The 10790-nt window shown below is 59.0% G+C and carries 13 protein-coding genes; 10 read left to right on the forward strand and 3 right to left on the reverse strand.

Translation table 11 applies throughout. The annotated features are described in order from the left end of the window. The first annotated feature begins 41 nt into the window (after window positions 1–41). Window positions 42–1505 (forward strand): ribosome biogenesis GTPase Der, encoded by a 1464-nt coding sequence (gene der / locus QQL78_RS04915; RefSeq protein ID WP_284371113.1) that lies wholly within the window; start codon window positions 42–44, stop codon window positions 1503–1505. A gap of 58 nt (window positions 1506–1563) precedes the next feature. On the opposite strand, the gene QQL78_RS04920 is transcribed toward der, so the two are convergent. Beyond that, window positions 1564–2277, reverse strand: coding sequence for a tryptophan-rich sensory protein (locus QQL78_RS04920; protein WP_284371115.1), 714 nt, complete (start codon window positions 2275–2277; stop codon window positions 1564–1566). 76 nt (window positions 2278–2353) lie between these two features. Further along, window positions 2354–3646, reverse strand: coding sequence for a serine--tRNA ligase (serS, locus tag QQL78_RS04925; protein ID WP_284371117.1), 1293 nt, complete (start codon window positions 3644–3646; stop codon window positions 2354–2356). Between the two features lie 214 nt (window positions 3647–3860). Here serS and yajC point away from each other — a divergent pair, with 214 nt between their 5' ends. From yajC to QQL78_RS04970, 9 genes are all read left to right on the forward strand, one after another. After that, window positions 3861–4139 (forward strand): preprotein translocase subunit YajC, encoded by a 279-nt coding sequence (gene yajC, locus QQL78_RS04930; RefSeq protein ID WP_284371119.1) that lies wholly within the window; start codon window positions 3861–3863, stop codon window positions 4137–4139. A 45-nt stretch (window positions 4140–4184) separates the two neighbouring features. After that, entirely contained in the window at window positions 4185–5834 is a 1650-nt protein-coding gene (secD, locus tag QQL78_RS04935; protein ID WP_284371121.1) for a protein translocase subunit SecD, read from the forward strand. 3 nt (window positions 5835–5837) lie between these two features. Beyond that, window positions 5838–6806 carry a protein translocase subunit SecF gene (gene secF / locus QQL78_RS04940; protein ID WP_284371123.1) on the forward strand — a complete coding sequence of 323 codons (969 nt, stop codon included), beginning with the start codon at window positions 5838–5840 and terminating at the stop codon, window positions 6804–6806. Between the two features lie 84 nt (window positions 6807–6890). Next, window positions 6891–7244 (forward strand): Mth938-like domain-containing protein, encoded by a 354-nt coding sequence (locus QQL78_RS04945; RefSeq protein WP_284371125.1) that lies wholly within the window; start codon window positions 6891–6893, stop codon window positions 7242–7244. A gap of 6 nt (window positions 7245–7250) precedes the next feature. Next, complete coding sequence (ccmA, locus tag QQL78_RS04950) at window positions 7251–7868, forward strand: heme ABC exporter ATP-binding protein CcmA (RefSeq protein WP_284371126.1); 618 nt, start codon at window positions 7251–7253, stop codon at window positions 7866–7868. Then, window positions 7865–8521: a heme exporter protein CcmB gene (gene ccmB, locus QQL78_RS04955; RefSeq protein ID WP_284371129.1), complete on the forward strand. Its 657-nt coding sequence runs from the start codon at window positions 7865–7867 to the stop codon at window positions 8519–8521. Before ccmA ends, ccmB begins: the two co-directional genes overlap by 4 nt. 64 nt (window positions 8522–8585) lie before the next feature. Next, a complete protein-coding gene (locus QQL78_RS04960) occupies window positions 8586–9320 on the forward strand; it encodes a heme ABC transporter permease (protein ID WP_284371131.1) in 735 nt (244 codons plus the stop codon). Beyond that, window positions 9317–9487 (forward strand): heme exporter protein CcmD, encoded by a 171-nt coding sequence (gene ccmD, locus QQL78_RS04965; RefSeq protein ID WP_386257512.1) that lies wholly within the window; start codon window positions 9317–9319, stop codon window positions 9485–9487. The genes QQL78_RS04960 and ccmD overlap by 4 nt, the downstream gene beginning before the upstream one ends. After that, the gene (locus QQL78_RS04970) at window positions 9480–10019 is read left to right on the forward strand and encodes a DsbE family thiol:disulfide interchange protein (RefSeq protein WP_284371133.1); all 540 of its coding nucleotides are present in this window, start codon (window positions 9480–9482) and stop codon (window positions 10017–10019) included. The genes ccmD and QQL78_RS04970 overlap by 8 nt, the downstream gene beginning before the upstream one ends. Before the next feature lie 51 nt (window positions 10020–10070). Here QQL78_RS04970 and QQL78_RS04975 read toward each other — a convergent pair whose 3' ends face one another. Continuing rightward, window positions 10071–10757: an SDR family NAD(P)-dependent oxidoreductase gene (locus tag QQL78_RS04975; protein WP_284371135.1), complete on the reverse strand. Its 687-nt coding sequence runs from the start codon at window positions 10755–10757 to the stop codon at window positions 10071–10073. Window positions 10758–10790 lie beyond the last annotated feature (33 nt).

Raw genomic sequence — 10790 nt, forward strand, 5'->3', positions numbered from 1 at the left:
CCGGCCCTGCGCGATGTATTTTGGGCCGATGGAGCTGTGAAATGTCCTTTACCCTTGCCATCGTGGGCCGCCCGAATGTGGGCAAATCCACATTGTTCAACCGCCTTGTCGGCAAACGTCTTGCTCTGGTCGACGACCAGCCCGGTGTGACGCGCGATTTGCGCGAAGGTGCCGCGCGGCTGGCCGATCTGCGTTTTACCGTCATTGATACCGCTGGTCTGGAAGAAGTCACCGATGACAGCCTTCAGGGCCGCATGCGCCGTCTGACGGAACGCGCGGTGGATATGGCCGATGTTTGTCTTTTCATGGTCGATGCACGTGTAGGCATCACCCCGTCCGACCTGGTGTTCGCGGACATCCTGCGCAAACGCTCTGCCCATGTGATTCTGGCCGCCAATAAGGCGGAAGGCAAAGCAGGCGAGGCCGGCGCACTTGAGGCCTATTCACTGGGTCTGGGTGAGCCGATCAGCCTGTCAGCCGAACATGGTGAAGGGCTGAACGATCTTTATGCCATGCTGGTGCCGCTGGCCGATGCCCATGCTGAACGTGCAGCCGATGACGCGCCGGAAACCGATGTGGACCTTAGCGAAGAGGACGAAGACGACCCCGATGCGGTGCCAATGCCCACCAATGCCAAACCTCTGCAGGTTGCGGTTGTGGGCCGCCCGAACGCGGGCAAATCGACGCTGATCAACCAGATTCTGGGCGAAGATCGCCTGTTGACCGGCCCTGAGGCAGGGATCACCCGTGACGCGATTTCCCTGCGCAAGGAATGGAACGGCGTGCCGATGCGTATCTTTGATACTGCGGGTATGCGCAAAAAGGCCAAGGTGCAGGAAAAGCTGGAGAAACTCAGCGTTTCCGACGGTCTGCGCGCAGTGAAATTCGCCGAGGTCGTTGTTGTCTTGCTGGATGCGGAAATTCCCTTTGAACAGCAGGATTTGCGCATCGCCGATCTGGCCGAGCGTGAAGGCCGCGCGGTGATCATCGCGGTGAACAAATGGGACATCGAGGAGGACCGTCAGGCCAAGTTGAAGGGGCTCAAGGAGAGCTTTGAACGCCTGCTGCCACAGCTGCGCGGTGCGCCGCTGATCACGGTCAGCGCCAAGACTGGCAGGGGGCTGGACCGATTGCACGAAGCGATCATGCGGGCCTATGAGACATGGAACCGGCGCGTGACCACGGCGCAGCTGAACCGCTGGCTCGCGGGCATGATGGAGGCACATCCGCCCCCCGCGCCGCAGGGTAAACGCATCAAGCTGCGCTATATGACGCAGGCGAAAACGCGTCCGCCGGGGTTTGTGGTGATGTGCAGCCATCCTGACAAGGTGCCGGAAAGTTACAGCCGGTATCTGGTCAACAATCTGCGGGTCGATTTCGACATGCCGGGCACACCGATTCGTCTGTGGATGCGGGGGCAGAATGATGCGAACCCCTATAAGGGCCGCAAAAAGGCTCCGCCAAGCAAGCTGCGCAAACACACCGACGGGCGCCGCCGCGACTGAGGCGGTTGGACGTTTTCAGAGTTTCTGACCGCTTTCTTTGAAAGAAAGCGATACCGCCTCACATCGCGCGAAACGCCTTAAGCGTGGGCACAAGCATCACCAGTGCCCCGCCACCGGCAATATAGGCAATCATTGGGGCCGTCTCCAAATTCGCGACCACGATGGCGACCAGCGCCCAGATCACCGCGATGCCATAGGTCGGGGCACGCCCCAGCGCGCTTTGCACAAAGCCACCGATGATGATGGCAAGCCCTGTAAAAATAATCGCAGCGGTGTTTTGGTCCAAAAAACCATAGCCCGCCGTCAGCAGCCCCAGCGACACACAGGATGCCGCAGACAACCAACCGGCATAAAGGCCCACGGGCCATGCCGCCCAGGTCTGGTCATTCACGGGGGCAAGGAACAAGGCAGCCAGCGCCGCCAACAACATCACCCAGATCAATAGGCTGGCCCAGACGGGGCTTGCCACTGCCACGGCCAGCCATACCGTGCCGACCAGCAGCGATACCGCCAAGGGTTTGCGCATGTCGTGCCATTGCCCGTCATGATGTGCCCTGAGCAGCCCCCAGCCCATGCCGAGAATCAGCCAGCCGTAAATCACTCCCCAGATCGCAAAGGCATAGCCGGCGGGTTGTACCGGCGGATTGTCTTGCGGAACAGGGAATTGGTTGGGGTCAAACCCCGCGAACCCTTCAACAAACAGGGGGGAGGCCGCGAAAAGCAGGCTCAGCAGAAAGCAGGCAAGGGCAAAAGCAAAGCGGGCGTTGAGCATGTCATGTCCTTCGGTTCCAGATCTATTAAGAAACCTAGAACCTTAGGACGTAAATGCAAATTCTAACGGCTTGAACTTAGGCCAGTTTCCCCGCGGCGGTCAGCGTGGTCTTGCCGCCCAGATAGGGGCCAAGCACCGCCGGCAGGGTCACAGACCCATCCGCCTGCTGCCCGTTTTCAAGCACCGCGATCAGGCAGCGCCCGACGGCCAGTCCCGATCCGTTCAGCGTATGCACAAACTGCGGTTTGCCGCCATCCTTGGGTTTGAACCGTGCATTCATGCGGCGCGCCTGAAAATCACCGGTGGTGGAGACCGACGAAATCTCGCGGTAGGTATCTTGGCCCGGCACCCAAGCCTCAATGTCAAAGGTGCGTCGTGCGCCAAAACCCATGTCGCCGGTGCACAGCAGCACCGTGCGGTAGGGGATGCCCAGACGTTCCAGAATATCCTCGGCGCAGCGCAGCATGCGCTGTTGCTCATTGTCGCTTTCCCCGGGCAGGGTGACGCTGACCATTTCGACTTTTTCGAACTGGTGCTGACGCAACATGCCAGAGGTGTCGCGGCCCGCTGATCCGGCTTCGGAGCGGAAGCACAGCGTATGCGCGGTATAGCGGCGGGGCAGGCTTGCCTCCTCGACCACATCGCCGGCGACGGTATAGGTCAGCGGCACTTCGGACGTTGGCACCAGCCACATCCCTTCGGAAGTCTGATAGCTGTCCTCGCCGAATTTTGGCAGCTTGTCCGTGCCATACATGGCGTCATCCCCGACCAGCACCGGCGGATTCACTTCGGTCAGCCCGTTTTCATCCACATGGGTATCGAGCATGAATTGCGACAAGGCCCGATGAATGCGCGCCACGGCCCCGCTCAGTAATACAAAACGGCTGCCGGAAATCTTGGCAGCGGTTTCAAAATCCATTGAAGCGGCAACGCCCTTGATCTCGAAATGCTCGACCGGTTTGAAATCAAACGCCGGGATGTCGCCCCATTTCTTCACTTCGGCATTGTCGTTTTCATCAGCCCCTTCAGGCACATCTTCGGCAGGGCTGTTGGGAATGCGGGCCAGCATATCGGTCAGTTCGGCGTCCAGTGCTTTGGCCTCGGCCTGCATCGCGGCAACTTCTTCTTTCTTTTCGCCGACCAGCGCGCGCAGCCGTTCAAATTCGGCCTCATCGCCCTTGGCCTTGGCGGCCCCGACCAGCTTGGACGCCTTGTTCTGTTCTGCCTGTGCCGCCTCTGCCGTGCCGATCTTCTCGCGCCGCGCCGTGTCGAGTTTCAGAATGGCGGCGGACATGGGCGCATCGCCGCGCCGCGCGAGGGCGGCGTCAAGAGCTTCGGGCGTGTCACGGATGGCGCGGATGTCATGCATGGGAGGCGGTCCTTGGGTTTGAGTCGTGTTGCTGGGCGTTATGCCCTAAACCGCGCAAAGGTGGTAGCGGGTTTGCGCCATTTGAATTTCGACACAGTTGTCCACCCAAATACCCCCTTTGCACCTTGCGTCCGCCTGCGCCGGTGCATAGGTTCTGCCAAACTCCAAAGGGCAGCAAACGCGGGCCCTCCCTTACGTACAAAAGGACTTAACGATGGCCGGTATCGAGCAATTCATTCCCCTTATTCTGATCTTTGCGATCATGTATTTCCTGCTGATCCGTCCGCAGCAAAAGAAGGTCAAGGAACATGCCGCCATGGTCAAAGCCTTGCGGCGCGGTGATCAGGTGGTGACTCAAGGCGGGATCATCGGCAAGGTTGTCAAGGTCAAGGATGACGGCGAGTTGGAAGTCGAAGTGGCGGACGGCGTGAAAATCCGCGTGATCCAGTCGACCATCGCCACGGTTATTTCCAAGACTGAACCTGCGAAATAATCCACCCCAGACCTCAAAACCGCCAGCTTGAGAGAGGGCGCTGATATGCTTCAGATTGATCTGTGGAAACGGATTTTGATCGCGCTGACCTGTGCGCTTGGTGTTTGGCTTGCTCTGCCAAATGCCTTTTATGCACCTGTCGAGCAACATAATGACGCGGTTGCCGCGATCGAGCTGTCTGGCAGTACCGAGGCACTTGAGGCGCAAAAGGCGCTTTGGCCGGAATGGATGCCGTCACAGCTGGTCAATCTGGGGCTTGATCTGCGGGGCGGGGCGCATTTGCTGGCAGAAGTCCGTGTTGAAGAGGTTTATGCCAACCGCATGGCCGCCCAATGGCCCGAGGTCCGCGACGCCCTGCGTGATCTGACGCCGGTGCGCCGCCAGCAATCCCCCGATGATGAACTGCGGGTGCGTCTGAATGATGCGACCAAGATGGCAGAGGCGATGGAGATTGTACGCGGGTTGGCGCGCCCGGTGCCAACACTGACCGGCGCGGGAGCCACAGACATCGACGTGCGCGGTGAAGACGGCGTGATTGTGGTCACCCTGTCCGAGGCTGAAAAACAAGCCACGGATGAGCGCACCATGCAGCAGTCGCTGGAAATCATCCGCCGCCGCATTGATGAGGTCGGCACACGTGAACCGACAATTCAACGGCAAGGGGCCGACCGTATCCTGATTCAGGTGCCCGGCATCGGATCTGCGGCCGAGTTGAAAGAGATCATCGGTACAACCGCACAGTTGACCTTCAACCCTGTGGTCAGCCGTGGCTCGGACGCCAATGCCAATCCGGGCATCGGAAATAAACTCATTCCTTCTTTGGATGAACCGGGTGCGTTTTACGTGGTCGAAACCGCACCGGTGGTGACGGGTGAGGAATTGGTCGATGCGCAACCCAGCTTTGACCAGAATGGGCGGCCAGCGGTGTCGTTCCGCTTTAACACGTCGGGCGCGCGCAAGTTTGGTGATTATACTGCGGCCAATATCGGTGCGCCGTTTGCCATTGTGCTGGATGACGAGGTGATCAGCGCCCCGACCATCCAAAGCCACATCCCGGGGGGATCGGGCATCATCACCGGCAACTTCGATGTTGAGACCTCCACCAACCTTGCGATCCTGTTGCGCGCAGGGGCCTTGCCTGCCGGGCTTGATTTTCTTGAGGAACGCACGGTCGGCCCGGAATTGGGACAGGACAGCATCGATGCAGGTAAGGTCGCGACAATTGTCGCCTTTGTCGCTGTGTTGTTCTTCATGTTTGTCAGCTACGGCTTGTTTGGTGTCTTCGCCAATATCGCGCTTATCATCAACGTCGCGATGATCTTTGGCCTGCTCAGCCTTGTCGGGGCCACGTTGACCCTGCCGGGTATTGCCGGGATCGTGTTGACGGTTGGGATGGCGGTGGACGCCAACGTGCTGATTTTCGAGCGTATTCGCGAGGAACTCAAAACGGCAAAGGGACCGGCACGGGCGATTTCGCTGGGCTATGAAAAAGCGCTGAGCGCGATCATCGATGCCAATATCACCACCCTGATCACCGCCGTTATCCTGTTTGTCATGGGCTCTGGTCCGGTGCGCGGTTTCGCAATCACGCTGGGCTTCGGCATCGTGACATCGGTGTTTACAGCCATCTTTGTCACCCGCCTGATGGTGGTGATCTGGTTTGAACGGGCACGTCCCAAAACGATTGAGGTTTAAGCCATGCGTCTGCGTCTGTTCAAAGAAGCACCGAATTTCGATTTCTTCAGCCGTTGGAAAATCTGGCTGGGCATTTCCGGGTTGATGATGGTTGTCGCCTTCGCCTCCTTCCTGATGCAAGGGTTGAACTATGGCATCGACTTTCGTGGCGGCACAACGATCCGTTCAGAAAGCCCGCTGGCGGTTGATATTGCCGAATATCGCGGGGCCATCGACGCGCTGGAGCTGGGGGATATCAGCATCAGCGAAGTTTTTGATCCGTCGTTTCGCGATGACCAGAATGTTGCGATGATCCGTATTCAGGCACAGGACGGTCAGGAGGCGGTCACCAATGAAGTGATCGAAGCGGTCGAGGCAGCGTTGCAATCGGTACGCCCGGATATCAAGTTCACCTCGGTTGAATCGGTCGGGCCGAAAGTCTCTGGCGAGTTGATCCAAACCGCTGTTATTGCTGTGGTTCTGGCGATTGGGGCGGTTTTGATCTATATCTGGCTGCGCTTTGAATGGCAGTTTGCCGCCGGGGCGGTGCTGGCGCTGGTGCATGATGTGATCCTGACCATCGGCATTTTTTCAGAGCTTCAGATCCGTTTTGATCTGGCGATTATCGCGGCACTTCTGACCATCGTAGGATATTCACTGAACGATACAGTGGTCGTCTTTGACCGGGTCCGCGAGAACCTGCGCAAATACAAGAAACGCGACCTTAAGGATGTGTTGAACCTGTCGATCAACGAAACCATGGCACGGACATTCATGACCTCTTTCACCACATTGATCGCCCTGATCGCGCTCTTTGTGTTGGGCGGTGATGTGATCCGGGGCTTTGTGTTTGCGATGATCTGGGGTGTGATTGTCGGGACTTATTCGTCAATCTTTGTCGCCTCTGCGATTCTGTTGTATCTGGGGGTTAAACGCGATTGGTCCAAGCCAGATGCAAATACGGGCAATCAATACGCCAATATTGATGCATGACAGTGTGATCAGGCGGTGGCCCCTGGGGGATCAATTCGGATTGGCCCCCAGAGTTTTTGCCTGACGTTTTGGAAAGGATAGCCCATGCGCCTGAACGAGATCGCCTATAACGAGTCGGCACCGGTGGATGGCTATGGTCCGGGGTTTTTCCGTATCGGTGGCCGTTTGATCAACGGTCCTGTGATCACCGGACCGTTGGGCTCGCAGGGCTGGGACGGGTTCGCGGATTTGGAAGCGCTGATCGCGCTCAAGGATCATGTAGATGTCTTGTTTGTTGGCACAGGCGCTGATGTCGCACATCTGCCTGAGGATGTTGCCGAGGCCCTGCAAGAGGCGGGGTTGGCTGCTGAACCAATGTCCTCTCCCGCGGCCTGCCGCACCTATAATGTGCTGCTGAGCGAAGGACGCAGGGTGGCGCTGGCCCTGATTCCGGTCTGAACCGGCATGCTTCTGAGCGTTCAGGATCTGACCCTTGCCCGCGGCGGTGTGCCGGTCCTTACCGGGCTGGGTTTCACGCTTGAAGCCGGGCAGGCGCTGATCCTTCGCGGGCCAAACGGGGCCGGGAAAACCACGCTTTTGCGCTGCATCGCGGGGCTGCAATCACCGATCGGTGGCGCAATCTCAGGGGCGGAAGAGACCATCGCTTATGCCGGGCATGCAGATGGGATCAAAGCCATGTTAAGCGTGCGTGAGAACCTGCAGTTCTGGGCGCAGGTCTTTGGTAAAGGGGACATTGCTGCCGCATTGGACAGCTACGCGCTTCACCCGCTTGCAGACCGTCTGGCCGGCACCCTCTCTGCCGGGCAGAAACGTCGTTTGGGCCTGTCCCGCCTGTTGGTCACCGGCTGCCCAATCTGGGTGCTGGACGAACCAACCGTGTCTTTGGATGTGGATGCGGTGTCGATGTTTGCAGCCGCGGTGAAAAGCCATCTGGCGACGGGTGGTGCAGCGCTGATTGCCACCCATATTGATCTGGGGCTGGAAGCCGAGGTGTTGGATATCACACCGTTTCGCGCCCATGCGGATCATTACTCCGGCACCAGCGACGAGGCCTTCCTGTGATCGCCCTGCTGCTGCGCGATTTGCGTCTGGCCTTTCGGGCAGGGGGTGGTTTTGGCCTTGGCCTTGCGTTCTTCCTGATTGTCACAACGCTGGTGCCCTTTAGCGTTGGCCCAACGGCAGAGCTGTTGGGGAGTATCGCGCCGGGGGTGCTGTGGCTGGGTGCCTTGCTGGCATGCCTTCTGTCGCTCGATCGGCTGCTGGCGCTGGATTACGAGGATGGCACGCTGGATCTTTTGCTGACAGCGCCCTTGCCGCTGGAGGCTGCTGTTAGTGTCAAAGCCTTGGCGCATTGGCTGACCACGGGGCTGCCCTTGGTGCTGGCTGCGCCCTTGTTGGGGGTTTTGTTAAATCTGCCACCCTCTGGATATGGTTGGCTGGTGGTGTCGCTGGCGCTTGGCACGCCGGCGCTGTCCGTCATCGGCACATTTGGGGCGGCACTGACCGTTGGCATCAAACGCGGGGGACTGTTGCTGTCCTTGCTGGTGCTGCCGCTTTATGTGCCGACCCTGATTTTCGGGGCAGAGGCGGCGCGGCGCGGGGCCATGGGGCTTGACCCCTCTACACCCTTGGTGATGCTGGCGGGGATCACATTGGGCACCATCGCCCTGATGCCCTTTGCCAGTGCTGCGGTATTGCGGATGGGGTTGCGTTAGATGGCTCACAGGAATGCGATCATTTGCCCATTGAGGCCATCAGACGGGAAGATTAGATAAGCCTATGTCGATTTGGTCCTATGCAAATCCGGTCAAGTTCTTGGCCCTCAGCGCGAAACTGCAACCTTACCTATGGGGGGCTGCGGCTCTCTGTGTCTGCACCGGGCTGATCTGGGGTTTCTTTGGCACGCCGGATGATTATCGTCAGGGCTCTACAGTCAAGATTATTTACCTGCATGTGCCATCTGCCCTGATGGCAATCAACGCTTGGTTCATGATGCTGCTGACCTCGCTGATTTGGTTGGTACGCCGTCATCATGTCAGCGCATTGGCAGCCAGGGCAGCCGCCCCTGTGGGGCTGGTGATGACACTTATTGCCCTGATCACCGGGGCCATCTGGGGCCAGCCGATGTGGGGCACCTGGTGGGCCTGGGACCCGCGCCTGACCTCTTTTTTGATCCTGTTCCTGTTCTATCTGGGGTATATTGCCCTGTGGGAAGCGGTGGAGGACCCCGATACGGCGGCGGATCTGACGTCGGTCTTATGTCTGGTTGGATCGGTCTTTGCGGTGCTGTCGCGCTATGCGGTGCAGTTCTGGAACCAAGGGTTGCATCAAGGTACATCGGTGCCAGTGGCGACCGGCGGACGGACGGTGGATGACGTTTTCTTTGTGCCTCTGGCGATCAGCATGGTGGGGTTTGGCCTGCTGTTCGTGGCCCTTGTACTTTATCGCACGGGCACTGAAATCAGACTGCGCCGCACGCAGGCCCTTCGGACAAGGATGGAGCGTGGATTATGATGCCTGATCTGGGAAAATACGCAGCCGAGGTTTTGTCGGCCTATGGGGCATCTCTGGTTTTGCTTGCGGTCCTGCTGGCCGTGACGCTGCGCCGGGGCCGTGCTGCGCGGGCAGGGTTGGCGCAGGTTGAGGCAGAGGCAAAACAGGAGACGCAGAAAGATGGCTAGGTTTTCGCCGCTTATGTTGGCCCCACCTTTGGTATTTGCCGGGTTTGTCGCTCTGGCAGCGGTGGGCATGTACCGGGATGATCCGCAAGGGTTGCCCTCGACCTTGGTGGGCAAGATGGCCCCGGCCTTACCCGCAGATCCGCTGCCGGGTTATCCTGTCGCCACAGCAGAGATGGTGATATCGGGTGAGGTCACTTTGGTGAATTTCTGGGCCAGCTGGTGCCCCCCCTGCCGCGCCGAACATCCCAAGCTGTTGGAGATGCAGGCAGAAGGCATTTCGATCATTGGCATCAACTTTAAGGATACTGCCGCCAATGCGACCAAATATCTGACCGAGGATGACAACCCTTTCGCCGGAATTGGCTTTGACCCGAAAGGGCGTACCGCGATCAATTGGGGCGTCACCGCGCCGCCGGAAACCTTTATTCTGGACGGTGACGGGACTGTATTGTTCCGCTTTGCCGGGCCGCTGGTGGGCAGTGACTATGAGCAGCGGTTTTTACCGGCCCTGAAGGCGGCGATGGCGGATTAACTCGTGCGGGCACTGGCCTGCATGAGTTTATTGGCAAGATGAAGCCAGCCGTCAGAGCCGGTAGCCACCGGAGACTGTGATGACCTCGCCGGTGATGAAACCGGAAGCCTCAGAAGCAAGGAAACGGGCAACATTTGCAATGTCTTGCGGGACGCCGGAGCGACCCAGAGCGGTCATATCGACAAAGGCTTTTACCAATTCCGCCGGGCGGGGGGACTCGCTACGTTCGATGGCACCGGGGGCGATGGCGTTGACGCGGATGCCTTTGGGACCCAGTGTTTTGGCCATGCCGCGTGTCCAGGTGTTCAGCGCGGCTTTGCTGGCGGAATAGCCTGCAGCACCCATTGCGGGCAGTTCTGCATTTACCGATGAGATATTGATCACGCTTGCGCCGCTGTGCAGATGGGGCAGGGCGGCCTCCAGCAGGGCCATCGGTGCGGCGAGGTTAACGGCAAGTGTGGCCATCGGATCAACATCATCCATCGCAATCGCACCGGCATTGTTCACGATGACATCCAGACGGCCGAATTGAGTGACGATCTGCTGGATAATCTCGCGGGCAACATCCGGCTGCGAAAGGTCCGCGGGCAGGGCAAGGATATCTGGATGATCGCGCAGCAGCGCATTCGGCGGGGTGCTGTGATAGGTGACAGCGATGATGTGGTCTGCGGCCAGCTCGCTGGCGATGGCACGACCGATGCCGCGGGCACCGCCGGTAATCAGGGCAACAGGTTTCATCATCTGTCCTCTCAACAGTAAACACCTGCGAGG

The sequence above is a fragment of the Sulfitobacter pacificus genome, from assembly GCF_030159975.1.
GTDB classification, from domain to species: domain Bacteria; phylum Pseudomonadota; class Alphaproteobacteria; order Rhodobacterales; family Rhodobacteraceae; genus Sulfitobacter; species Sulfitobacter pacificus.